This is a genomic window from Mycobacterium sp. 852002-51961_SCH5331710, from assembly GCF_001665535.1.
GTDB lineage: Bacteria > Actinomycetota > Actinomycetes > Mycobacteriales > Mycobacteriaceae > Mycobacterium.
Genome location: NZ_LZSQ01000089.1, coordinates 49932 through 72460, shown reverse-complemented (window position 1 = coordinate 72460; position 22529 = coordinate 49932). Strand labels below are relative to the sequence as shown.

Sequence of the window (22529 nt, the reverse complement as noted above, 5' to 3'; positions counted from 1 at the left end):
AGGTTGGTTTCGACTACGAGGGTCGACATCACAGCGAGGACCGCGGTCAGTACGTCCACGACATCGGACGCGCGGAGTTGCTCGAGCGAGAAGGATGGATCGACCTGCGTATCGTCGCGGAGCACAGCAGGCGATTCATTTTGCTCCGCGCGTACGATGCGTTCGCCCGGCGCGGCTGGTCGCCGCGAAAATTGCGCTGAGGGTTGCGGATTCGATCGAAAAGCAACCCTCAGCGCAGAAACGAGCGGATCGCTACAGCGGGTCGCGGCCGGCCGGGCACGACATACACCGCGGCCCGCCGCGACCCGTGCCCAGTTCGGATGCCTGGATCGGCAGCACTTCGATGCCCGCGTCCGCCAACCGCGCATTGGTTTCGACGTTGCGCTCGTAGGCGACCACCACACCCGGTGCGAGCGCGAGCGTGTTGTTGCCGTCGTCCCACTGCTCGCGTTCCGCGGTCACCGGATCCAACCCCGTCGCGATGACACGCAGCCTGTCGATGCCCATCGCCGTCGCCGCGGCCTCGACGAACGGCAGGTCGTCATCGATCCGCACTCCGCCGTTCCCGTCGCGGTGAATGGTGAACGCGGACAACGAATCCACAACAGGCGGGTACATCACCACCGCGTCGACATCGACCATCGTGCACACGGTGTCGAGATGCATCTGCGCTCGCGACTGCGCGATCGGCACCGCGAGCACGGTATGGGCGAGATCATCGTCGAACAGGCTGCGCGCCAACGCCTCCGCACCCGCAGGCGTCGTCCGCTCCCCCACCCCGACAGCCACCACCCCCGGCGCGAGCAGTAACACGTCGCCACCTTCGACGGGTGCGGACCGCGACTCGTAAGCTCGCCGAACGCCGAGGAATCGAGGGTGATGCGCGTAAATCACGTCCGTCAGCGAGGTTTCACGCACCCGCGCCGGCAGCGCCAACGACGTGATCGCCACCCTCGGGCCGATCCAGAACGACGAGTCACGCGTGAACAACAGGTTCGGCAGCGGGTCGATGACGAAGTCACCGCCGTGATGCATGCGTCGCACCAACGACAAGTCCGCACCCGAGAGCGGCAACTCGTTGAACGTCATACCCGCCATCAGTACGTGGGCCAACGGCGCCGGCTCCAGCGAGCGCAGGTACGCCGAAAGTTCCTGTGCCAGTGGCAGACCCAGCCGCCGCGGATCGACCGCTGCCGAGATCCCGTGCATCCGGGCCGCGCCGCTGTGCGACAGCGCCTCGGTCAGCAGGTCCGCAAGCAGCATCACCTCGACACCGCGCTCCACCAGCAGCGCGGCGAACGCGTCGTGCTCCTCCTGCGCGCGCGCCACCCAGGGCAGGCCGTCGAACAGCAGCGCATCGTTGTTGCGGGGCGTCAACCTCTGCAACTCGGCCCCGGGCCGATGCAGGATGACCGCATTCAGCCGACCCACCTCGGAGTCGCAGCCCAATGTCACATTTAGCACCGTAACCCGCAGAGGCACCTCAACTATGGTTGATGTTATGGAGTTGATTCACGAGCTGACTCCCGGCGAGATGTCCGCCCGAAGCGGCGTTGCCGTCTCGGCGCTGCATTTCTACGAGCGCGAAGGGCTCATTCAGAGCAGACGCACCACCGGAAACCAGCGTCGCTACGCGCGGGAGACCCTGCGCCGCGTCGCGTTCATTCGGATGTCGCAACGGCTCGGAATTCCGCTGTCCCGCATCCGCGAAGCGCTGGCCACGCTGCCCGATGACAGGATTCCGACGAGCAAGGACTGGGCGCGGCTGTCCGCGGGCTGGCGCCAAGACCTCGACGACCGCATCCTGCACCTGCAGCGCCTGCGCGACAACCTGACCGGCTGCATTGGCTGCGGATGCCTGAGCCTGAAGACATGCGCCCTGACCAACCCCGGTGACGTCCTCGCCGACCAGGGGCCGGGCGCGGTACGTCTCTGACGCATCGAACGCTTGTGCGATAGGATCGCGGACATGGAGCTGGCTCTTCAGAGCTCGCTGTTCGAGCACGCCGAACGCCGTCAACTCGGCAACGGGGCCTGGATCGACTTCCGGTCCGGGTGGCTCGACGATGCCGACGAGCTTTTCGCCGAACTCTCCGAGGTCATCCCGTGGCGTGCCGAACGCCGGCCGATGTACGACCGCGTCGTCGACGTTCCCCGCCTGGTCAGCTTCCACAATCTGGTCGACGACCCACCGCCCCATCCCCGCCTCAAGCAACTTCGCCGTCGGCTCAACGACGCCTACGCGGGCGAACTCGGTGAGCCGTTCACCACGGCTGGGCTGTGCCTGTACCGCGACGGGAACGACAGCGTCGCCTGGCATGGGGACACCATCGGTCGCAGCAGCACCGAGGACACCATGGTCGCGATCATCGGGCTCGGCGCCACGCGGACGTTCGCGCTCCGGCCGCGCGGTGGCGGTAAGTCGCTACGCCTGCAGCACGCCCACGGCGATCTGCTCGTGATGGGCGGCTCCTGCCAACGCACGTGGGAGCACGCCATTCCGAAGACGGCGCGGCCCGTCGGCGCACGGATCAGCATCCAGTTCCGTCCGCACGACGTGCGTTAAGCCTTGACCGAGTTGACCGCTTCGACAAGCAGGTCACGAGCGCGCTGGGTATCGACCTTCGCGACGGGCTTGTCGGGCAGCACAAGCGGGTTGGCCGTGACGATCACCAGGAAGGGCCCGAAGCTGGCGAGGTAGTTGTACAACTCGCCGGTACGCGGCTTGCCGTCCACCCTCGTCTGCACCACTCGGTGCGTGCCCAACGTCTGCGCCCCTTCGATCTGCGGCGCCTCGACGACCTCCACCAGCCCGCGCATCGCGCCGCCCGCGAACCCGACCTTGCGACAATTCTCGGCGGGCGCGTTCACCGACGCGGCCTCGGATGTCTCGACGGCGATCGTGATGAACCGGTTGCCCTCGCCCTCGGCCGTCGTCGCGGCCATGTTGCCCTTGGCGCCCTCGGGGAGCATCTGCTGATCGGCGAACGACGCACAGTCGGGAGGCTCGAACTTCATCCCCTGGGGCAGCTGCTGCCGGGCGAGCAATCGAGGGTCGATGCCGGTCGGCCCGACATCGGTGACCTTGAAGTCGGGTCCGAAGCTGGCCCGCACATCCTTTACGCGCGCGATGTCTGCCGTGGACAGATCATCCCCCGATGCGCCGGTTGCGCAGGCGGTGAGCACTGTTGTGCACGCGAGCGCGGCCATGACCCTCTTCGACATCGCCGCACAATGTACCGGCCGACGAGCGCTCAGCCCCGTAACGCGGACACCGTTTCGGTCATGAGGTGGGCGGCGAATTTCGAGTCGAGTTGCGGGTTCGGCGAGCCGGGATCGGTGACGACGGCGACGAATGCGACGTGGTCGCCAAGGTAGGCCGTGACGGTGTCGGCGTGCACGCGAGTTTCGGTACCGCCCTCGACGACGGTCCTGCTCGACGTGGCCATCGCGACGGTCGAGGCGTCCTCGATCGCCGGCGCGGATTCGAGGGCGACGGTTCCCGTGGTGCGTCCGCTTTCGACCGCCCACTTATGGCACTCGTCGAGCACCGCTTGGTCGACGTCGCCAAGCGCGCTCGCGACCACGGCGTAGACGATGCCGCCGGGGCCTGATGCTGTCCAGCCGTCGGTGCTCGTCGCATCCGGGGCGGGGTCGGCCAGCGCAGCGCACCTCGCGGGGTCAGTGGTCCAGCGCCCGCCGTATCCCCACGCGGTGATCGGGCTGATGGGGCCCACGAGGTCGGAAACCTCGTACCCGTCGGGCAGGAACGTGCGTGCCCTGTCGATCCTGGCTGGGTTGATTTGTGGAGGCTTCTCGGATGTCGACTGGTCGCCCGGCGACGGGCCGGAAGAGTTTCCGCACGCGCTGGTCCAGATCAGCAGCATCGCGGCCGCGACGATGCAACGGTTGGTGATCCTTCGGCGATCGACAAGTAGTGACATCAACCCTCATGAACGGAGGCTGTCATGCGTGCTCTTTGGAGTGTGACAGCAACGACAGCGGTGGTGGGCGCCATTCTGGTGCCGACGGGGGTAGCCGCCGCGCAACCGGTGAAACCCGGTGACGCACCGAGGACGATCGCGGAATTGGAAGATCAGGGCTACGACGTCGTCATCGACCGGGTCGGCAGCGGACCGATCAACGAGTGCATCGTCACCAGCGTGCGCAACCCGCAGGAAGTGACTCAAACGTTCGCAGTCGGCAAGGGCAAGGATCGGGAGTACATCACGGTCGTGGTGAGCAGGTCGATCACGGTCTCGCTCAACTGTTCCCGCTGATCCACCGTCACGCAGCGGCACTCTCTGCACCGGCGCCTCCGCCGGGGTTCGCGCCGGCGCCGGCCGGGTCGGCGTCGGTGTTGCCGGGTTGCGACTCCGTCGGCGAGCCGCTGGTTCCCGTTCGGTTCGGCCGGCCGGTGGGCGACGGGCCCAGCCGCACGGGCGAGTCGAACTTGATGGGTCCGCGCAACTTCGGCAACTTCGGCAACTTCGGGAGCTTCGGCAGGGCGGGCTTGACGGAAACCTTCGGCGGCTTGGGCGTGAGCACACCGGATCCGGAGTTCTCGGCCGGCACTCCGCTGACGCCCTCTTCGACCACAGCTTGGCCGCGCAGCGTCGTCGTCTCGTCGCCGGGGGTGGTCGGGGTCTCGAGCTCACTCGTGTTGTCTGCCGGCGGATCCTGTTCGAGTTGTTCGCCCGAGGCCCCCTCGCCGACGAGTTCGTTGTCTTCGTTGGCGGCCTGCTCTGGGCTGGGCGTGCCCGACCACGCCATCCTTCGCGCGTTGGTGTCGCTCGGCTGAGGCGGATCAGGAAGGTCGGGACCGCCGACCCCGAACGGGCTGGTGGTCGGTTTCGTACCCAGAGGTCGCACGTCGGCGACTTCGTCGGCCGCGTCATCGAGACCGGTCGGGATCGACTTCACCAGGTTGATCGCCGTCTTGATCGGGTTCCTGAACGGGAGCAGGCCCACCTTCGTCGCGACACCGGGATTCACGTCGCGGGCGTAAGCCCCCTCGATCAGCACGCGAAGCGGCGCGTCCAGTGCCGTCAGGATCGGCGACGGCACAAAGCCTTCGAACGGCATCAGGATCGGCAGCCGCTTCGACGGATAGAGGTAGTAGTCGGTGTCGCCGTGTGAGCCCTGATAAACCGCATCGTCAAAGTCGGCGTCCTGCAGATTGCCGTGGAGGTAGTAGTAAGCCGCGAGCGAGTTGGCGATGGCCAGCACGTTGGTGAGGCTGGCGGGTGCGTCGCCACCCATCAAGTCGTACTGGGCGGCGGCGTCGACCGTCGGCATGCACTGCTGCCCCTCCTGGCAGGTGTTAGTCGGCGTTGCGCCGTAGAACGTGATGCCGATGATGGGGATCGTGAGACCTTCGGGGCCGCGCGCCAGGATGCCGCCGTTGGGGCGCATCGGATTGGCCAACAGGAAGAACGACGTCTCGTCGCCTTCGTCCCTCGGGTTGGCGATCAGGTCTCGCTTGACCAACGAGGCCACCACGGCGCTCTGGGAATAGCCGAAGATGACGTAGTCCTCGTGAGCGGCGGGGGGCAGCACCGGCTCGCCAGGATCCTCACCGTTCTGGCTGGCATCGCTGTTGTAGACGCAGGAGCTGTTTCCGCGGACGCATCCGTTCAGGCTGGATACGCCTTCACCGACGGAAGTGTCGAAAGTCTTGCTTCCGAACACCGGGAAGAACGCTGCGGGATAGACGACCGCATAGACGTTGCCGTCGACGTCCTCGATCGGAGGCACATCGGGGCTGGTCGTCGCGGTGCCCGAAGCGGGGTTGATGAAACCCATGACCGCGTTGTTCAGGTAGTGCTGGATGTAGGCGGGGTCTTCGGACGAATCCAGCGGGTGCTCGGTACCGCCGATGATCAGCGCGCTGGCCGCCAGCTGGACCGCGGTGGCGGTCGTCCAGGCCACCGCCAGGGCGATCGCGGCGAGCAACGCGAGAACCATCGCTCCCAGCGACCGCATCATCGCCTTCAGCCGCGTAGTTTGCCCCCGCATCGCGTTTCCCTCTCGCCCCGTCCCCGACTGCCACGCAAAAGCCTGCCCACAGCTAACCATGATCAAACCCGGTAGCAAAATTTTGGGAGCGATGTTTTTCCCTGCGCAACAGCCGTTACGCACGTTTTCGACTGCAATCACGGGACGCCGCCCGTAGGCTACGGCGCAGACCGAACCGATGGAGGAGCAAATGAGCACGACTATGCGGGCCGGCGTCATCGCAATCGCGGCGGTCGCACTCGGGTTGGGCCTCGCAGGCTGCGGCTCCGACACCAAGTCCGAATCGACGAAGTCCGAGTCGTCGACATCGGAAGAGACCAGCGCGTCGGAAACCAGTAAGTCCGAAGCGCCCCCGACGTCGGCGTCCGCCCAAGGGGCGAACTACACGATCGTCGACTACATCCGCGATAACGGGATCCAGGAGACGCCGGTCAAGCGCGGCGACCCGGGTTCGCCGACCATCGAGCTTCCCTTCCCGCCCGGCTGGAGCGACGCCGGACCGCGCACCCCGCAGTGGGCTTACGCGGCAATCGTTTCCGATGACCCAGCCATGGCCGACGATCCCCCGACCATCATCGCGCTGGTGTCGAAGCTCACCGGTAACGTCGACCCCGCGAAGATCCTCGAGTTCGCCCCCGGTGAGATCAAGAACCTGCCGGGTTACGAAGGGGCAGAGGACGGTTCGCCGTCCAAGCTCTCGGATTTCGAGGCGGTACAGATCGGTGGCACGTACACCAAGGACGGTGTGCTGCGGGCAATCGCCCAGAAAACCGTCGTGATCCCCGGCCAGGACGGGTTGTTCGTGCTGCAGCTCAACGCCGACGGCCGCGAGGATCAGATGATGGCGCTGATGGACGCGACCTCGGTCATCGACGAACAGACCAAGATCACGCCCTGACTCAGGCTCGCGACACCGCGGAAGCGGCCATGACCTGTTCGGCCGTCGGCCGGACCCCGGTGTAGCGCTCGAACTGCTCGGCGGCCTGCAGCGCTATCACTTCCGCACCGGTGATCACCGCGATACCCGCGCCGCGCGCGGCCCTGATGAGCGGTGTTTCCGATGGGATTGCGACGACGTCGAATATGGTGTGCGCGTTGGCGATCACGGCTTCGCCGAACGCCATTCCGTTCGCTTCCGGCCCGCCGGCCATTCCGAGCGGAGTGACGTTGACCAGCACATCGGCGGTGCGCGAGCCGACATCGTGGGCATAGTCGTAGCCCAGCCGATCGGCCAACGCGCGGCCGCTCTCGGCATTCCGTGCCACAACGGTCCCCCGATCGAATCCGAGATCGCGGAAGGCGGCTCCCACCGCACTGGCCATCCCGCCGCTGCCGTACACCAGCAACGACTGCGATGGTTGCATGTCGTGTTCGGCGATAAGCGCCTGCACGGCAAGGTAATCGGTGTTCGAAGCGGTGAGTCTGCCTTCGTCGTTGACGATCGTGTTGACCGCTCGGATGGCTTGGGCCGACTGCTCGACCTCGTCGACCAGCGCCAGCACGTCCTGCTTGAACGGCATCGACACCGAACAACCGCGGATGCCCAGCGCGCGCACTCCGCCGATGGCCGCGGCGAGATCCGTTGTGGTGAAGGCCTTGTAGATGAAGTCGAGCCCGAGCAGGTCGTAGAGGTAGTTGTGAAATCGGGTACCGATATTGCTCGGCCGACCCGCCAGCGAAATGCACAGCCGGGTGTCCTTGCTCAGAGGCACCCGCATCAGCCGACTGCCCGGATGACTTGTGCGGCCATGTCGCGGATCTCCTTGATCAGCTCCGCCGAGAACGGCGGATCGGTCGGCTTCGGCACATCGATGGTGGTGGTGACCACGCCGAGATCATCGCGCTGCCAATGTGCACCGTAGCGGGTGAGGATGGTGCGCATGGCATAGTTGTCGATGAGCACGCGCGCGGTGAAGCGTTGTACACCAAGGAATTTCGCAGCGATCGCAAGAGCCCCCATCAAGAATGACCCGATACCCTTGTTCTGATATGCGTCCGCGACGATGAACGCGACCTCGGCGACCGTCGGATCGGCCTCGTCGCGCACGAGGCGCGCGTCGGCGACCACCGGTCCGTCGGGCCCGTCGGTCATCACCCAGACAAAATGGTGTTCGTAGTCGACCTCGAACAGGTAGCGCATCAGGGACTTGCTCGGGGTGATCATCGACTGGAACCGCCGGTACAGCGTCTCGCTCGAGAATTGCACCGGCTCTTTGGTGGTCCGTTCGTTGTCGCCGGGCAGCACAGGGCGCAGGCGCAGTTCGGTTCCGTCGCGCATCCTGACCGGGACGGGGCTGACGAAGGCGGCCATGCGCTGCCGGGCGGTGCTCAACAGGCGGTCGAGCATGCCCGGGATCTCGAGCAGCGTCGCGAACGCCTCGCGTCCGCCGACCCAACCGCGCACCGGTTCAGTGGCAATGACCGTCGCGGTGCGGGTCGTGTCACGCAGCAGGGCGATCTCGCCGACGATCATGCCCGCGCTGAGTTTCGCGACCGTGTCGTGTCCGCCGTCTCCGACGTGCGTGACCTCGGCCGCGCCGGACCCGATCAACAAGAAGGACACCGCCAGTTCATCCTGATGCATGAGAACCTGGCCGGAAGCGGCGTCGAGCGGGGTCAGTTGGGCGGCCAGCGGCACGAGATCCTCGGCCCGATAGCCGTCGAAAATTTCCAACGCAGTGAGTTCGTCGGCGCGAACGCCGGTCGGGCCGGCCACGCCACGAGGCTACGGGCTGCTCGTCGCGGCGGGCAAGCGACGCGGCGGCGTGCCGCGACGAGCCAACCGGGCGGCAACCACCCAATTGACCGAACAGCAAATAGTGCGGGGATTGGCGCGGGTCGGCCGTGGCGCTCGCCACCCTCGGAGGACAAGTCGCTACACGATGTGCTGCATCGATGTTGACCGCGGCCGCCCGCAGTACCAAGTTAGCACAACATCTGAACAGGTAGACAGATAAATACCTAGATCATAGGCTCGCCGAACCCCGCGACGCGGGCGCCGAGGTCTCTGTGGATTCCGGCGCAACGCGGGTACACAGCGTCGGACGCAACAGAAAGGAACTTCATGAGCGAGTACACACTGCCTGACCTCGACTACGACTACGGCGCCCTCGAGCCGCATATCTCGGGCCAGATCAACGAGATTCACCACAGCAAGCACCACGCCACCTACGTCAAAGGCGTGAACGACGCGATCGCCAAACTCGAAGAGGCCCGCGCCAACGGCGATCACGCCGCGATCTTCCTCAATGAGAAGAACCTCGCGTTCCATCTCGGCGGGCACGTCAACCACACGATCTGGTGGAAGAACCTCTCGCCGAACGGAGGCGACAAGCCGACCGGCGACCTGGCCGCCGCGATCGATGACCAGTTCGGGTCGTTCGACAAGTTCCAGGCGCAGTTCGGCGCCGCCGCCAACGGCCTGCAGGGCTCGGGCTGGGGTGTCCTCGGCTACGACAGTCTCGGTCAGCGGTTGCTCACCTTCCAGCTCTACGACCAGCAGGCCAATGTGCCGCTGGGCATCATCCCGCTGCTTCAGGTCGATATGTGGGAGCACGCGTATTACCTGCAGTACAAGAACGTGAAGGCCGACTACGTCAAGGCGTTCTGGAATGTGGTGAATTGGGAGGACGTGCAGAACCGGTTCGCCGCGGCCACCAGCAAGGCCTCCGGCCTCATCTTCTAGTCTCAGTCGAGGCGGCCGCGCGCCGCGGAGACGACGATGGAGGCGCTTGCCGATGAGTGACGGTCAGTTCAGCACGCACACAGAACTTTTCGACCTCACCGGCAAGCGCGCCCTCGTCACCGGCGGCACAAGCGGCATCGGAGTGATGATGAGCCGCGGGCTGCTGCAGGCCGGCGCCAGCGTGGTGATCAGCTCGCGCAAGGCCGACGCGTGCGAGCGCGCACAGGCCGAGTTGTCTCAGTTCGGGCAGGTCCAGGCCATTCCCGCAGACCTGTCGCGGCACGACGAATGCATACGGCTGGCCGAAGAGGTGACCGGCGGCGGCGACCCGTTGCACATCCTGGTCAACAATGCGGGCGCCACTTGGGGTGAGCCGCTGGAGAGCTTCCCCGACTCCGCGTGGGACAAGATCCTCAACGTCAACGTCAAGTCGCCGTTCTGGCTCGTTCAGGCGCTGCTGCCCGCACTTCGCGCCGCCGGAACCGCGGATGATCCGGCCCGGGTGATCAACCTCGGCAGCGTCGACGGCATCCGAGTCCCCGAGCTTCCGACGTATTCGTACAGCAGCAGCAAGGCAGCGGTCCACCATCTCACCCGCGTGCTCGCCCGCGAGCTGGGTCCGCAGCACATCACCGTCAACGCCGTTGCGCCAGGAGCATTTCCGTCGAAGATGATGGCCGCGACCCTCGATGCGTTCGGCGATGAGATCGCCGCGTCCGCGCCGCTGCGTCGCATCGGCCGCGACGACGACATGGCCGGCATCGCCGTCTTTCTCGCCAGCCGTGCGGGCGCCTTCCTCACCGGAGCGATCATCCCCGTCGACGGCGGACTCGCCACGACTGCGAGCAAGTAGGCGACGGGCAGCGAGGCAGAGCTGTCTGCTCAACAAAGAGGTTGACCCCGCTGACCGCTTCGCGGGTGAACCGATGCAACCTTCACCGATCGCCACCCACTGCCGCGACCTGTGCCCCACTTCATGATGCGGTAAACAGGGCGAGATCACGCGACGGCTACGCGGCGCCCGAAACTCCGGTGACTTTCGAGGCGAACGCGGCCAGTTTTGCGTCCAGCTTTGTCGCCGCCCGCCGGAGCGGCTCGTTGGGTTCGACGACCATGAGCGAGGACGGCTGCACATAGGTGAGCGCGCTGTGGTTGCCGGCTTCATCGGTCAGCAGCAGCTCGACCGGCGCGAAGAGCCCCGCAGACGCATCGTGGCGCAGCATCATGATCGCGATCAACGGGTTGCCGATCACCACGCGGAGCACTTTCCTGTGGACACCCGCCTTCGCGAGCCATCCACCGTGATCCCATCGCGCGAACAGCATGAAACCGGTGGCACCCTCGTGAGATTCGACTTCCCGCGCGAAGTCGTCCCAGCGTGGGTTCCGGCGAGCGATCTCCTCCATCGGCACCCGTTCATCACCGACCTCGGCGAGCACGGCCGCGACGAGCTCGTCGAAACTCTTTGCGCTGTCGAATCGCAGGCGAACCCCGTCGAATCGGGTCGCACGCGGCCGGATGGCGGCTCTGCGCACCGGGTCGGGTTGGCCGGGAGAGGATTTGCCATCGGTCATGATGCCCGCCTTCCACCTGTTGCCAGGTGCAAGCCGAGACAGGCCCCGAATATTCCTGAGTAGTGTGGACTGAACTCAGACGACGGCCGCCCTGACCTGATCGAACTCTGTGGAGCTAAGGGGAATCGAACCCCTGACCTACTCGATGCGAACGAGTCGCGCTACCAACTGCGCCATAGCCCCTGATACCGGTAGCAGGCTACCAGTCCCCGGACGGCCGCCGAAAATCGACGGCGCTCCTCGGTCTACTGACCCGCAGCCCGCGGCAGGTCGAAGTGGCGGGCGAACGGCGCGTAGTCCAGATGCTCGAAGATCGGGTCCTCGTCGTCAATTTCCAGCACGACTGAACCAGGACGCCGTAAACGGGCGGGCACCACGTCGAACTCGCGGTCGTCGGTGTTCTCCACACCCAGCCGCGAACGGGCGATGCGCTGCGCGCGCCTGCGCCGTAGCCGCTCCTCGATCCGGGTCTGGCGCCGCAGATAACCGAGGTAGAGCACTGTGAAGCCGCTGACAGCGCCACACAGCCACCACAGCGTCGGGCTCAGCGTGAACGCCGCAGCCGCCGACGCAACCAGCAGCACGCCCAGCGCCGTCAGCATCCGCTTGCGGAACTTGTACTTACGTTCGCTCACCGCGGCCGCGGTCTTCGACTCGTGCCGACGCCGGCGCGCTTCGGACAGCGAGTCGGCCATCCGCAAGTCGGCTTCCGACGGTGCCTCGAGGCCGGACGAATCGTCGACGGTCTCGTACTCGTCGTCTTCGGGTTCGACGGCCTGCTCCTCGGCGACGGCCTCATCGCCGGCCTGGTCGTCGCTTTCGTCCGCCGCCTCGTCGAACTGCAGTGTGAGCTCTTCCTTTTCGGCTTCCTGCCGGTCCGATTCGCCCACGGGAAGTGCGCCCGAATCCTCGTCGATGACGTCCACGTCGAGGTAGTCAGGCTCCACCTTCTCCCGGACGCCAACCGCGGCGGCGCGCACGACCGCCCGGCCCACCACGGGCTCCGATTCCGATTCGATCTCGTCGTCGAGGTCGTTTTCCGAGGGCCGCCAGTCCGGATCGCTGGCGTGCCCGGCGGCGGGGCCGCGCCGTTTCAAGAGTCGAGAGTTGCGCCCGCTGTTGAGCACGCGCGTCGCCAGCGCGACGTCACTCGTCCGGCGCACGGTGTCGCGCTTGCTGATCAGCATCGGCACGAGCACGAAGAGCCAGAGAACGACGAGAGATATCCACAGAAGGGACTGGGGGATGCTTGGCATGTCGCCTGCTCCTTTCCCCTAAAGGCTAGGTCTGTGACCTGCGCATCCGTGGGCGGCGCGCCGAGACAATTACACACCTGTAATTCGCTGGAGACAAGCACCAACAGTCACAAATGTCACTTTCGTAACAGCGGGCGTGTCCGGGATACCGCGAGATGAACGCCAGGGTCGCGATTTTGCTGACCGCACAGCCCAGCCGTAGATCTCGCGAAGGTCCGCCGCGCTATGCCCACTCGGCGCGTCCCTGCCGCACCAACGCCGAGGCCGCCGATCCGGTGAGTTCGTCGATCGTGATGGCCACCAGAAGGTGATCGCGCCAGGCGCCGTCGACATCGAGATACCGGCGAAGCAGCCCTTCCTCGCGAAAGCCGACCTTCGCCAAAACCGCACGGCTGGCGGCGTTTTCCGGACGCACGGTCGCTTCGACCCGGTGCAACCCGACCGGGCCGAAGCAGTGGTCGACACCCAACGCCAGGGCGGCCGTCGCGACGCCGCCGCCGTTCACCGATTTGGCCACCCAGTAGCCGATCCACGCCGATCGGAGCGCCCCGTGGGTGACGTTGCCGATCGTCAGTTGCCCGCAGAACTGGTCGTCCAGCTCGATCACGAAGGGCACCATCCGCCCCTTACGGGCTTCGGACCGCAGCCCCGAACACACCGAGGGCCACGACGTGATGGCGTGGCGCGTTTCCCAATCCGCACCGGCGGCGGGTTCCCATGGCTCCAGGTGGGCCCGGTCGGCCAGCCGGGTACGACTCCACTGCGCGCCGTCTCTGAACCGGATGGGACGCAACTGCACGACGCCGGCGGCCACCCGCAGCGGTCCGGCGGACATGGGCCAACCCGGGTGTATTGAACTGGACCGCCACAGGTTCACGTCGACACCGCGCGGATCAGCCGCGTTGCGCCAGGAATGCGACGTCGACGATCTCACCGGTGCGGACCTGTTCGGCCTCGGAGGGGACGACCACCAAACAGTTCGCTTCGGCCAGCGTGGCCAGCAGATGCGATGCGCCGGGCGCTCCGCCGAGCGCCTGAACGAGGTACTCGCCGGTGTCCTGATCGCGCATTAGCTGACCGCGCAGATATCCCGTCCGTCCCGCAACCGACTCGATCGGCGACAGTGCGCGCGCCTGAACGATCCGCCGGTGCGCCTGGCGCTTACCGAGTGACAGCCGGATCAGCGGACGCACCATGACCTCGAACACCACGAGCGCGCTGACGGGGTTGGCGGGCAACAGGAACACCGGCACACCGTCGCGGCCGAGCTGACCGAACCCCTGCACCGACCCCGGGTGCATGGCGATGCGGGTCACCTCCATCTCCCCCAGCTCGGAGAGCACCGCGCGGACGCCCTCGGCCGCCGCGCCGCCGACCGCACCGGCGATGACGACGACCTCGGCGCGATTGAGCTGACCCTCGACCACTTCGCGAAGCCGCTTCGGGTCGGTGTCGACGATGCCGACCCGGTTCACCTCGGCGCCCGCATCACGCCCCGCGGCGGCCAGCGCGTAGGAGTTCACGTCGTAGACCTGCCCGTTGCCGGGCGTGCGGGAGATGTCGACAAGCTCTCCGCCGACGCACAAGACCGACAGCCGCGGCCGCGGATGCACCAGGACCCGTTCCCTGCCCACCGCGGCGAGCAGGCCGACCTGGGCCGGGCCGATAATCGTGCCCGCCCGGACCGCGACATCGCCGGGCTGGACGTCGTCACCCGTCCGTCGCACGTACGCCCCCGACCGGACACCGCGTAACACCTTCACCCGCGCATCGCCGCCGTCGGTCCAGCGCAGCGGAAGCACCGCGTCGGCAAGCGTCGGCATCGGAGCCCCGGTCTGCACGCGCGCGGCCTGCCGCGGCTGCAGTCGGCTGGGGGTCCGGGCGCCAGCCTCGATCACACCCATCACCGGCAGGCTCACTTCGCCGTCGGACGCCTCTTCTGTCTCGCCATTGTCGCCGATGCCGAGCACATCCACGCTGCGCACCGCGTATCCGTCGATCGCGGCCTGATCGAATCCGGGCAACGGACGCTCGGTGACGACCTCCTCGGCGCACATCAACCCCTGCGCTTCGGCAATCGCCACCCGAACCGGGCGCGGCGCAACCGCCGCAGCCGCAACTCGTGCCTGCTGTTCCTCGACCGAACGCACTGCACCCCTATCTATGGCGTCGGGGCTCTCAGCAGTCGACCAGCCCCAATCGCTCTACCAACCACCGCCGGAGTTCCGGCCCGTAGTCATCGCGCTGCAACGCAAAGTCAACCGCAGCCTTGAGGTAGCCTCCGGGATTTCCGAGGTCGTGTCGAGAGCCGCGGTGCACGACGACGTGGACGGGATGCCCCTCATTGATGAGCAACGCCACGGCGTCGGTCAACTGGATCTCGCCGCCGGCGCCGCGCGGAACCCGCTTCAACGCATCGAAGATCGCCCGGTCGAGGACGTACCGGCCGGCCGCGGCGTACGGCGACGGCGCGTCCTCGGCCTTCGGCTTCTCATACATCCCCTTCACGCGCATGACGTTCGGGTTGTTGGTATCGGAGACGGGTTCGACATCGAAGACGCCATAGGCGCTGATCTCCTCGCGCGGCACCTCGATCGCGCACAGCACCGAACCGCCGCGCTTGGCCCGCACCTTCGACATCGTCTCCAGCACGCCGGTCGGCAGCACAAGATCGTCCGGCAGTAGTACCGCGATCGCATCCTCGTCTGCTCCAAGCTTCGGCTCCACGCAGCTCACCGCGTGGCCGAGGCCGAGCGGTTCGGCCTGCACCACCGACTCGACCTTGATGAGAGCCGGGGCGCGACGCACCTTTTCGAGCATTGTCTTCTTGCCGCGCTCCTCCAGCGTGCCCTCGAGCACGAGGTCCTCGACGAAGTGCGCGACGACTCCGTCCTTGCCCTCGGACGTGATGATGATCAAGCGTTCCGCCCCGGCCTCGGCCGCTTCGGCGGCGACGAGCTCGATACCGGGCGTGTCGACGACCGGCAGCAGCTCCTTCGGGACCGTCTTGGTGGCCGGCAGGAAACGCGTGCCCAGGCCTGCTGCAGGTACCACCGCCGTGTGAGGGATAGAGACCAAAGGCCGTGTCATCGTTCACACACTAACGTCCAAGGGCAGGTTGAACATGGCGAGGTGCGGCGTGCCGGAGGAGATGACGTGACCGCGGCGAAGGTAGAGCTACGGGCGGAGATTCTGGCAGCCCGCCGGGCGGTTCCCGCGCACGAGCACGACGCCGACGCGCACGCGTTGCTCGGCCATGCGACGACGCTCATCTCGGCCGGAGAAACCGTCTGCGCGTATGTGCCCGTCGGCTCCGAACCCGGCTCGCTCGCGCTGATCGACTCACTTCACCGACGGGGTGTACGGGTACTGCTTCCGGTGGCCAGGCACGACACCGCGGGTGTACCGCAACCGCTGCAGTGGGGCGGGTACGTGCCCGGGGAATTGGCGGAGGGCCGCTTCGGACTTCGTGAGCCGAAGGGCCCGTGGCTGGCGCCCGAGGTCGTCGCGCGCGCAACCACGCTCTTGATTCCCGCCCTCGCCGTCGATCGGAGCGGTGTGCGACTGGGACGTGGCGCCGGGTTCTACGACCGGTCGCTGCGGTGGGTGTCGCGGTCGGCACGGCTCGTTGCGGTGGTTCGCGACGACGAACTCGTGGACCGGCTACCTGCGGAACCACACGACGTGTCGATGACCCATGCGCTGACGCCGCAACGAGGGTTGCTGGCCCTCGACGCGCCCGGACCGGGAATGACGAACGCCACGTAGCGGTTCTAGCACTTGAGCCGGTAGAGTGCTAACAGATCTGACCACCAGGGAGGGGTCCCGTGCCTACGTATTCCTATGCGTGCACCGAGTGCGGCGACAAGTTCGACGCAATCCAGGCGTTCAGCGACGCGTCGCTGACCACGTGCAAGAAGTGCAACGGCCGTCTGCGCAAGCTGTTCGGGAACGTGGGTGTGGTGTTCAAGGGCAGCGGCTTCTACCGCACCGACAGCCGCGAAGCCGGCAAGAGCTCGTCGAACGGCTCCAGCAACGGCTCGAGCGCCTCATCAGAGAAGTCGACCTCCTCCGAGAAGTCGTCGTCCGAGAAGTCGAGCGGCAGCGGGTCGAGCGACTCCGGTTCGACCTCGTCCAACTCGACCGCGGCGGCCGCGGCGTCGAGCTGACCTCCGCGGTTATCCACAGGCGGTCTACCAACTCGCCCATCACCCCACTGCGCTGCCTAATTTGGCCGCATGGGGGACTCACTCAATCCATTACCGTTTCACCGGCTCGCCGCGATCTTGCGACCGGACTGGACACGCACCGTCCTGGCGCGTCGAATCGCTGCGGGCGGCCTGGTGGTTCTCGCCGCCGTCGCGGCGCTGCGTTCGGGCCCTGATGACGAACGCGTCGATGCCATCGTCGCCGCGCGGGATCTGAGCCCGGGAAGCAAATTGGGCGTCGACGACGTCCGTGTTGAAAAGCTCAGTGCCGCAACGCTTCCCGACGGTATCCAATCGGATGTGGCCGCGGTTGTCGGCACCACGTTGACCGGTCCGGTCCGCCGCGGCGAAGCGCTCACCGACGTCCGCCTGTTGACGCCGAGGCTCGCCGAAGCGGCGGCGGGGCCGATGGCGCGCATCGTCCCCCTGTCGCTCGACGAGACCGCGGTGCTCGACCTGATCCGGCCCGGTGATGTGGTCGACGTGCTGGCGGCCAGCGGCGAGTCCGACACTCCGCCGCGAGTCGTGGCGACGGACGCGATCGTCGTGCTGGTGTCCGAGAAGGCGTCGGGTACCGGCGCGAGCGCGGATCGCGTCGTTCTGGTGGCGCTGCCCGCCCACGCCGCCAACGAGGTGGCGGCCGCAACGCTGGTGCAGACGGTGACGCTCACGCTGCACTGAAGCCTTCGGGTATTCCGCTCCTCTTCGGCGGCAACGCAGCTAACGTGCGTAACTGTCGAGCGCACACCACGGCAGGGAGGATCCGAGACAAATGTTGAAGGGCTTCAAAGAGTTTCTCGCCCGGGGCAACATCGTCGACCTATCGGTCGCGGTGGTCATCGGCACGGCGTTCACCGGGCTGGTCACCAAGTTCACCGACAGCATCATCCAGCCGCTGATCAACCGCGTCGGCGCGGGCGGCGAGGCCGACTACGGCATCCTGCGGATCGGCATCGGCGGAGGCGAGACGATCGATCTGAACGTCCTGTTGTCCGCGGCGATCAACTTCATTCTGGTGGCGGCGGTCGTGTACTTCCTCGTCGTCATGCCGTACAACCGGTTGCGCAAGAGAGGTGAGGTCGAGCAGGCCCAGGACACCGAGCTGTCGCTGCTCACCGAGATCCGTAACATCCTCGCCGAGACCAACGGATCATCGGGCGCCCACAGCGCGGGCCCCGGCACCGGCCCCGACCCGGACACCGCGAAAACGACCAGCGCCGACAAATCCTGAGAGAAACGGAACAGCCCCCGGAGGTATCCGGGGGCTGTCCGCTGCTCGGGAGAGCGTATGTCAGTTCATGTTCCAGGGCTCGCCGTAGGTCGTGACACTGTCACCGGCCGACGAGATCAGCCGAGCGAACGGACGCAACAACACACCACCGGCCGCGCCGGTCACCGTGCCGTGCGCATTCGACACCGCCACGCCACCATTGGCGCCGGCCACATCCACCGAGAACGTCGCGACCTCCTGAATACCCGGACCGTTACCGAGATCAGCGCTGATCGACACACCCGGGAACAGGTTCGGGGTGGTCAAGAAGCCCGCAGCCGGATTCAGGTTCGGCGGTGCCTGGTCCAACAGAATGTTGGGGGTGGTGTAACTGAAGTTGATCCCCACACCCAGCGACCACGGGAAGCCAATCTGATAACCCAGCTCCAAGGTGCCCTCGAACTCATCGGCGCCCGGGCCGGCCACGATGTACTTCGCCCGACCGCTGTGGAACCACTCACGGGTCAGCCGGTTGCGGTCAAGAGGAAAAACACCATTGAGGAACGTGTCCCACTGCTGAATGGTCAACGTCCGATCCTTACCATCAACCAGGCTCAGCTCATTGTCCAGCCCCGCGTGAGAGGTGCCCGTGCTCACGAACAACGACGCGACGGCTCCAGCTATCGCCAAAACCAGTGCCATCAGCACCCGACTGAATACCTTCATGTTCTCCCTAGCTAGTCGATGCGCGCCCCCTATGGACCCGCAACTGGTGTCAGCCGTAGCTGGCGCTAGCGCCGCACGACGCATGAGTCGCATTTGAGCAAATGAGAGGCCTCACATACTGCTCTAATGTTTCGCTCATCCGTTGACAGGAGGAACATAACGGCGCTGACGGAAACCGGCAACGCGAACGCACGGGCGGTGCGCGGTCGGACCCCTTTCCTGACCGCCGGCTCAGTTTTGTTCATCGCGCGAATAATGCTTGCTCGGTGCGGTTTTCAGGGCTGTATCGCGAGTAGCATGGGCTGCAAGCTCGCAGTTCCCGGCGGACCGGCTGAGGTGATCGTGGGCTGAGGCACATCCGAATGCGGCGAGCGGCGGGATCACAGTTTCGAGGCTGTAACACGCTGTGACCAAGATCACCAGCAAAGTGCTATTGCTGTTTACGCAATCGAAACGTCCAGTTCCATTGCCAGTCAGATACAAGACAGCCCCCGGAGGTTTCCGGGGGCCGTTCTGCTGCTCGGGAGAGCGTGTCAGTTCATGTTCCAGGGCTCGCCGTAGGTCGTGACGCTGTCACCGGCCGACGAGATCAGCCGAGCGAACGGACGCAACAACACACCACCGGCCGCACCGGTCACCGTGCCGTGCGCATTCGACACCGCCACGCCACCATTGGCGCCGGCCACATCCACCGAGAACGTCGCGACCTCCTGAATACCCGGACCGTTACCGAGATCAGCGCTGATCGACACACCCGGGAACAGGTTCGGGGTGGTCAAGAAGCCCGCAGCCGGATTCAGGTTCGGCGGTGCCTGGTCCAACAGAATGTTGGGGGTGGTGTAACTGAAGTTGATCCCCACACCCAGCGACCACGGGAAGCCAATCTGATAACCCAGCTCCAAGGTGCCCTCGAACTCATCGGCACCCGGGCCGGCCACGATGTACTTCGCCCGACCACTGTGGAACCACTCACGGGTCAGCCGGTTGCGGTCAAGAGGAAAAACACCATTGAGGAACGTGTCCCACTGCTGAATGGTCAACGTCCGATCCTTGCCGTCAACCAGGCTCAGCTCATTGTCCAGCCCCGCGTGAGAGGTGCCCGTGCCCACAAACAACGACGCGACGGCCGCCACCAACGCCATCCACACCCGACCGAAAATCTTCATCTTCTCCCTAGCTGTGTCGGCGGTCAGCCCTCGGCTCACCGTGCTCTGTAGTTGGCGCCTGGCACGTCTAGCCGCAGAGGAGGAATCCCCCCTGCGACGTAGATGAGAGATCTCACATGTCGCTGTTACGTCGTGTTCATCGTTTGTGACACGAGGAACATAACGGTCGTGCAATGACCCGGCAACGGGAGATCGTCATCTGCCCGCGGGACGTTACCCGGCCTGCTGGTTTGGTAGGCGCGTAGCCCGGGTACCCGCGGCGCCCCGTTACCCTCGCGTTACCTGTTCGCGCCGTGTCAGCGCAGTCGGCGACAGCTGCGCGGCAGGGGAGAATGAGCTGTGGTCGCCGGTGCGGTAACGGCTCAGAGAGTCAATTGTGATGCGGTGGACGGTTTTCCCGGAGCCAACGATCGCGGTCGGCGTCATCGTCAGGGTCGGGGGCGCCGCGCTCGTCGGCCGGAATCTGCGGAAAAGCCTCGCCAAAGACGTCATCGATCGAGTCCCGGCTGCGCTTCGGCCTGTCACTCATGATCCGACTCCGCTGTGATTAAGATCACATTTTGAGGTGTGGGTAGGTCTCCGGCGCGTCGGATCAGATGTCGACCAGCTGACCGATGATCTGCACCGCGAGGGGGTTCAGGGTCGCCATGCCGTCGCGCACCGCTGCGCGCGAACCGGCGAGATTGACGACGAGCGTGCTGCCCGAAATACCCGCGAGGCCACGGGAGACGCCGGCGTCGATGATTCCGGCGGACAGCCCCGAGGCACGCAGCGCCTCGGAGATGCCCAGCAGTTCGCGGTCCAGGATGTCCCGCGTCGCCTCCGGCGTGACGTCGCGGGGCGTGACGCCCGTACCGCCGACGGACACCACGAGGTCCACACCACCGATCACCGCGGTGTTCAGGGCGTTGCGGATCTCGACCTCGTCCGACGACACGACGACAACCCCGTCGACGACGAAGCCCGCTTCACCGAGCAATTCCGTGACCAGCGGACCATCGTGGTCCTCCTCGTCGCCGTGTGCAGTGCGGTCATCGACCACGACGACCAGAGCCCGGCCCACCAACTCCCCTGGCTGTTCCATGACTGCAACCGTATATGCGGGCCGCGACGGCGGCGCGGCCACTCTCAGGGTGGTCACATCGGTCGGCGTGCTCACTGCTGGGCCTTACCCAGCGTGACCTGGACGGTCTTGGGCTTGCCCGACGGATCCAGATACGACAGCGTGACCTTCTCCCCCGGCGCCCTGGACCGAATGGCTGCGACCAGCGCGTCGGCGCTGCTGATCACTCGGTCGTCGACCTTGGTGACCACCACACCGCTCGGCAGACCCGCCGCGGCGGCGGCGCCACCGTCGGTGACCTCGACGATCCGGGCGCCGTCGATCGACGCATCGTTGCCCACCTGCACACCCAGCGAGGCGTGCGCCGCGGTGCCGTTCTTGATCAGCTCGTCGGCGATCCGCTTGGCCTGATCCACCGGGATGGCGAAGCCGAGGCCGATCGAACCGCTCTGCGCCTGAGGTCCGGCATCCGCACCCAACGTGGCGATGGCGGAGTTGACGCCGATGAGCTCCCCGTTCATGTTCACCAGCGCGCCTCCGGAGTTGCCGGGGTTGATCGCGGCGTCGGTCTGGATCGCGTCGAGGACGGTGTTCTGATTCCGCGCGTCACCGCTCGCGGCGACGGGCCGGTTGAGCGCACTGATGATTCCTGTCGTCACGGTGCCCTCCAGCCCGAGCGGAGAGCCGACGGCGACGACGTCCTGGCCCACCTGCAGGTTGGCGGAGGAGCCGATGGTGATGGGGGTCAGGTCGGACACACCCTGTGCCTTCACGACAGCGATATCGCTGCTCGGGTCGGTCCCGACGACGGTGAACGGGGCGGTGTGCCCGTTGGCGAACGTGACCTTGGTCTGCGCGCGAGCGGCGGGGGCGCCCGGGTCGGACGGGCCGTCCGAAGCGGCCGACACCACGTGGTTATTGGTCAGGATCAACCCGTCGGAGGTCAAGATGACGCCGGAACCTTCTTCGGATGCGCGCCCCATGTCGGTCTCGAGCTTGACGACGCTGGGCACCACCTTGGCCGCGACCTGTTCAACGGAGCCCACCGGCAGGCTGGCGGCGGGCACGCTGGGCGCCGCGCCGTTGGCAGACGACGATGCCGACGGAGAATCCGGCTGCGCGAGCAAGACGACACCGCCGCCGATGCCGGCCGAGACGACCGCCACGGCCAGGGCGCCGGCCGTCAACAACCCTGCGCGCGAACGCTTTTGCGGTGGTTGGCCCGGCAGCGGCTGGGGCGCCCCGCGGTAGGGGTCGTAGGGCGCGCGGAACTGCTGCTGCGTCTGATGTTGCTGGGTCGCATAACGCCAGTCGTACGGCTGCTGCTGCTGTTGGTACGGGCCGGGGCGCTGGGCGCCACCTGGGTAGCCGGACACCCCGTGGTCACTGCCGATCGGTCGGCGGCCGTACGGCGGCGGGGGCGGCGGCGAATACCTCGGGTGGTTCGTCATGTCGCTCGGGCTCTTCTTCCTGCTCTTCTTGGTTCTGCTGTTTTCCGACATCTGCACAACGTTGGACGCTTGCTCAACAGTGCCCCCTCGGGCTGAGAATCCACTTAGAGAACGTTCGGGACATACCCAAACTTCGTTCCCCCGTTCCCGCCGATGTCAATCATCGTCGACG

26 protein-coding genes, 1 tRNA gene and 1 pseudogene are annotated in these 22529 nt (G+C 66.2%); 11 read left to right on the top strand and 17 right to left on the bottom strand.

Features of this window, described 5'->3' with window-relative positions:
* Positions 1 to 200: pseudogene (locus A5752_RS28035) on the top strand (hypothetical protein); the annotation flags it as partial.
* A gap of 52 nt (positions 201 to 252) precedes the next feature.
* Here the strand turns inward: A5752_RS28035 and arcA are convergent.
* Positions 253 to 1464: an arginine deiminase gene (gene arcA, locus A5752_RS15555; protein WP_197500638.1), complete on the bottom strand. Its 1212-nt coding sequence runs from the start codon at positions 1462 to 1464 to the stop codon at positions 253 to 255.
* A 37-nt stretch (positions 1465 to 1501) separates the two neighbouring features.
* Here arcA and soxR point away from each other — a divergent pair, with 37 nt between their 5' ends.
* Entirely contained in the window at positions 1502 to 1936 is a 435-nt protein-coding gene (gene soxR, locus A5752_RS15550) for a redox-sensitive transcriptional activator SoxR (protein ID WP_067087180.1), read from the top strand.
* Between the two features lie 33 nt (positions 1937 to 1969).
* Complete coding sequence (locus tag A5752_RS15545) at positions 1970 to 2566, top strand: alpha-ketoglutarate-dependent dioxygenase AlkB (RefSeq protein ID WP_067087177.1); 597 nt, start codon at positions 1970 to 1972, stop codon at positions 2564 to 2566.
* Here A5752_RS15545 and A5752_RS15540 read toward each other — a convergent pair.
* The gene (locus tag A5752_RS15540) at positions 2563 to 3225 is read right to left on the bottom strand and encodes a DUF5642 family protein (RefSeq protein ID WP_067087175.1); all 663 of its coding nucleotides are present in this window, start codon (positions 3223 to 3225) and stop codon (positions 2563 to 2565) included. The two genes, A5752_RS15545 and A5752_RS15540, sit on opposite strands and share 4 nt — an antisense overlap.
* A gap of 29 nt (positions 3226 to 3254) precedes the next feature.
* Positions 3255 to 3944, bottom strand: a complete 690-nt coding sequence (locus A5752_RS15535; protein ID WP_231983428.1) for a DUF5642 family protein — start codon at positions 3942 to 3944, stop codon at positions 3255 to 3257.
* A gap of 42 nt (positions 3945 to 3986) precedes the next feature.
* Here A5752_RS15535 and A5752_RS15530 point away from each other — a divergent pair, with 42 nt between their 5' ends.
* Entirely contained in the window at positions 3987 to 4280 is a 294-nt protein-coding gene (locus A5752_RS15530) for a hypothetical protein (RefSeq protein WP_353612404.1), read from the top strand.
* Positions 4281 to 4287: 7 nt separating this feature from the next.
* On the opposite strand, the gene A5752_RS15525 is transcribed toward A5752_RS15530, so the two are convergent.
* Positions 4288 to 6018 (bottom strand): PE-PPE domain-containing protein, encoded by a 1731-nt coding sequence (locus tag A5752_RS15525; protein ID WP_231983427.1) that lies wholly within the window; start codon positions 6016 to 6018, stop codon positions 4288 to 4290.
* Between the two features lie 190 nt (positions 6019 to 6208).
* On the opposite strand from A5752_RS15525, the gene lpqN reads away from it, so the two are divergent.
* Positions 6209 to 6916, top strand: a complete 708-nt coding sequence (gene lpqN / locus A5752_RS15520; protein ID WP_067087213.1) for an envelope biogenesis lipoprotein LpqN — start codon at positions 6209 to 6211, stop codon at positions 6914 to 6916.
* A 1-nt stretch (position 6917) separates the two neighbouring features.
* On the opposite strand, the gene A5752_RS15515 is transcribed toward lpqN, so the two are convergent.
* Positions 6918 to 7736, bottom strand: coding sequence for a shikimate 5-dehydrogenase (locus A5752_RS15515; RefSeq protein ID WP_197500632.1), 819 nt, complete (start codon positions 7734 to 7736; stop codon positions 6918 to 6920).
* Positions 7736 to 8734, bottom strand: a complete 999-nt coding sequence (gene pat, locus A5752_RS15510) for an acetyltransferase Pat (RefSeq protein ID WP_067087165.1) — start codon at positions 8732 to 8734, stop codon at positions 7736 to 7738. The genes A5752_RS15515 and pat overlap by 1 nt, the downstream gene beginning before the upstream one ends.
* A gap of 348 nt (positions 8735 to 9082) precedes the next feature.
* On the opposite strand from pat, the gene A5752_RS15505 reads away from it, so the two are divergent.
* A complete protein-coding gene (locus tag A5752_RS15505; protein WP_067087162.1) occupies positions 9083 to 9703 on the top strand; it encodes a superoxide dismutase in 621 nt (206 codons plus the stop codon).
* 52 nt (positions 9704 to 9755) lie between these two features.
* Positions 9756 to 10556, top strand: coding sequence for an SDR family oxidoreductase (locus A5752_RS15500; protein ID WP_067087159.1), 801 nt, complete (start codon positions 9756 to 9758; stop codon positions 10554 to 10556).
* A 157-nt stretch (positions 10557 to 10713) separates the two neighbouring features.
* On the opposite strand, the gene A5752_RS15495 is transcribed toward A5752_RS15500, so the two are convergent.
* The 6 genes from A5752_RS15495 to A5752_RS15470 all read right to left on the bottom strand — a co-directional run bounded on the left by A5752_RS15495 (position 10714) and on the right by A5752_RS15470 (position 15623).
* Positions 10714 to 11277: a DUF302 domain-containing protein gene (locus A5752_RS15495; RefSeq protein ID WP_082963908.1), complete on the bottom strand. Its 564-nt coding sequence runs from the start codon at positions 11275 to 11277 to the stop codon at positions 10714 to 10716.
* Between the two features lie 110 nt (positions 11278 to 11387).
* A tRNA-Ala gene (locus A5752_RS15490) sits at positions 11388 to 11460 on the bottom strand.
* A 62-nt stretch (positions 11461 to 11522) separates the two neighbouring features.
* Entirely contained in the window at positions 11523 to 12533 is a 1011-nt protein-coding gene (gene sepX / locus A5752_RS15485; protein ID WP_067087156.1) for a divisome protein SepX/GlpR, read from the bottom strand.
* Between the two features lie 223 nt (positions 12534 to 12756).
* Positions 12757 to 13410 carry a GNAT family N-acetyltransferase gene (locus tag A5752_RS15480; RefSeq protein WP_082963911.1) on the bottom strand — a complete coding sequence of 218 codons (654 nt, stop codon included), beginning with the start codon at positions 13408 to 13410 and terminating at the stop codon, positions 12757 to 12759.
* A gap of 16 nt (positions 13411 to 13426) precedes the next feature.
* Entirely contained in the window at positions 13427 to 14683 is a 1257-nt protein-coding gene (glp, locus tag A5752_RS15475) for a molybdotransferase-like divisome protein Glp (RefSeq protein WP_067087151.1), read from the bottom strand.
* A 28-nt stretch (positions 14684 to 14711) separates the two neighbouring features.
* On the bottom strand, positions 14712 to 15623 hold the full coding sequence (locus A5752_RS15470) for a UTP--glucose-1-phosphate uridylyltransferase (protein ID WP_067087149.1): 912 nt from the start codon (positions 15621 to 15623) through the stop codon (positions 14712 to 14714).
* A 66-nt stretch (positions 15624 to 15689) separates the two neighbouring features.
* Between A5752_RS15470 and A5752_RS15465 the strand changes: the two genes are divergently transcribed.
* The 4 genes from A5752_RS15465 to mscL all read left to right on the top strand — a co-directional run bounded on the left by A5752_RS15465 (position 15690) and on the right by mscL (position 17972).
* Positions 15690 to 16301, top strand: coding sequence for a 5-formyltetrahydrofolate cyclo-ligase (locus tag A5752_RS15465; RefSeq protein WP_067087146.1), 612 nt, complete (start codon positions 15690 to 15692; stop codon positions 16299 to 16301).
* Between the two features lie 59 nt (positions 16302 to 16360).
* The gene (locus A5752_RS27165; RefSeq protein WP_082963907.1) at positions 16361 to 16702 is read left to right on the top strand and encodes an FmdB family zinc ribbon protein; all 342 of its coding nucleotides are present in this window, start codon (positions 16361 to 16363) and stop codon (positions 16700 to 16702) included.
* A 69-nt stretch (positions 16703 to 16771) separates the two neighbouring features.
* Positions 16772 to 17422, top strand: coding sequence for an SAF domain-containing protein (locus A5752_RS15455; RefSeq protein WP_067087140.1), 651 nt, complete (start codon positions 16772 to 16774; stop codon positions 17420 to 17422).
* Positions 17423 to 17513: 91 nt separating this feature from the next.
* Entirely contained in the window at positions 17514 to 17972 is a 459-nt protein-coding gene (gene mscL, locus A5752_RS15450; protein ID WP_067087138.1) for a large-conductance mechanosensitive channel protein MscL, read from the top strand.
* A 60-nt stretch (positions 17973 to 18032) separates the two neighbouring features.
* On the opposite strand, the gene mspA (A5752_RS15445) is transcribed toward mscL, so the two are convergent.
* The 5 genes from mspA (A5752_RS15445) to A5752_RS15430 all read right to left on the bottom strand — a co-directional run bounded on the left by mspA (A5752_RS15445) (position 18033) and on the right by A5752_RS15430 (position 22357).
* The gene (gene mspA, locus A5752_RS15445) at positions 18033 to 18677 is read right to left on the bottom strand and encodes a porin MspA (RefSeq protein ID WP_067087135.1); all 645 of its coding nucleotides are present in this window, start codon (positions 18675 to 18677) and stop codon (positions 18033 to 18035) included.
* A 533-nt stretch (positions 18678 to 19210) separates the two neighbouring features.
* Positions 19211 to 19843, bottom strand: a complete 633-nt coding sequence (gene mspA, locus A5752_RS15440; RefSeq protein WP_067087132.1) for a porin MspA — start codon at positions 19841 to 19843, stop codon at positions 19211 to 19213.
* Between the two features lie 370 nt (positions 19844 to 20213).
* A complete protein-coding gene (locus A5752_RS27775; RefSeq protein WP_197500631.1) occupies positions 20214 to 20372 on the bottom strand; it encodes a hypothetical protein in 159 nt (52 codons plus the stop codon).
* A gap of 63 nt (positions 20373 to 20435) precedes the next feature.
* Complete coding sequence (locus tag A5752_RS15435) at positions 20436 to 20975, bottom strand: MogA/MoaB family molybdenum cofactor biosynthesis protein (RefSeq protein WP_197500637.1); 540 nt, start codon at positions 20973 to 20975, stop codon at positions 20436 to 20438.
* A gap of 23 nt (positions 20976 to 20998) precedes the next feature.
* The gene (locus tag A5752_RS15430; protein WP_067087128.1) at positions 20999 to 22357 is read right to left on the bottom strand and encodes a S1C family serine protease; all 1359 of its coding nucleotides are present in this window, start codon (positions 22355 to 22357) and stop codon (positions 20999 to 21001) included.
* Positions 22358 to 22529 lie beyond the last annotated feature (172 nt).

Bases quoted from the DNA above. Each gene is read 5' to 3' on its own strand.
- soxR (WP_067087180.1), top strand. From the start codon at position 1,502: ATGGAGTTGATTCACGAGCTGACTCCCGGCGAGATGTCCGCCCGAAGC.
- A5752_RS15545 (WP_067087177.1), top strand. From the start codon at position 1,970: ATGGAGCTGGCTCTTCAGAGCTCGCTGTTCGAGCACGCCGAACGCCGT.
- A5752_RS15540 (WP_067087175.1), bottom strand. From the start codon at position 3,225: ATGTCGAAGAGGGTCATGGCCGCGCTCGCGTGCACAACAGTGCTCACC.
- A5752_RS15535 (WP_231983428.1), bottom strand. From the start codon at position 3,944: ATGTCACTACTTGTCGATCGCCGAAGGATCACCAACCGTTGCATCGTC.
- A5752_RS15525 (WP_231983427.1), bottom strand. From the start codon at position 6,018: ATGCGGGGGCAAACTACGCGGCTGAAGGCGATGATGCGGTCGCTGGGA.
- lpqN (WP_067087213.1), top strand. From the start codon at position 6,209: ATGAGCACGACTATGCGGGCCGGCGTCATCGCAATCGCGGCGGTCGCA.
- A5752_RS15515 (WP_197500632.1), bottom strand. From the start codon at position 7,736: ATGCGGGTGCCTCTGAGCAAGGACACCCGGCTGTGCATTTCGCTGGCG.
- A5752_RS15505 (WP_067087162.1), top strand. From the start codon at position 9,083: ATGAGCGAGTACACACTGCCTGACCTCGACTACGACTACGGCGCCCTC.
- A5752_RS15500 (WP_067087159.1), top strand. From the start codon at position 9,756: ATGAGTGACGGTCAGTTCAGCACGCACACAGAACTTTTCGACCTCACC.
- A5752_RS15495 (WP_082963908.1), bottom strand. From the start codon at position 11,277: ATGACCGATGGCAAATCCTCTCCCGGCCAACCCGACCCGGTGCGCAGA.
- sepX (WP_067087156.1), bottom strand. From the start codon at position 12,533: ATGCCAAGCATCCCCCAGTCCCTTCTGTGGATATCTCTCGTCGTTCTC.
- A5752_RS15470 (WP_067087149.1), bottom strand. From the start codon at position 15,623: ATGACACGGCCTTTGGTCTCTATCCCTCACACGGCGGTGGTACCTGCA.
- A5752_RS15455 (WP_067087140.1), top strand. From the start codon at position 16,772: ATGGGGGACTCACTCAATCCATTACCGTTTCACCGGCTCGCCGCGATC.
- mscL (WP_067087138.1), top strand. From the start codon at position 17,514: ATGTTGAAGGGCTTCAAAGAGTTTCTCGCCCGGGGCAACATCGTCGAC.
- mspA (WP_067087135.1), bottom strand. From the start codon at position 18,677: ATGAAGGTATTCAGTCGGGTGCTGATGGCACTGGTTTTGGCGATAGCT.
- mspA (WP_067087132.1), bottom strand. From the start codon at position 19,843: ATGAAGATTTTCGGTCGGGTGTGGATGGCGTTGGTGGCGGCCGTCGCG.
- A5752_RS27775 (WP_197500631.1), bottom strand. From the start codon at position 20,372: ATGAGTGACAGGCCGAAGCGCAGCCGGGACTCGATCGATGACGTCTTT.
- A5752_RS15430 (WP_067087128.1), bottom strand. From the start codon at position 22,357: ATGACGAACCACCCGAGGTATTCGCCGCCGCCCCCGCCGCCGTACGGC.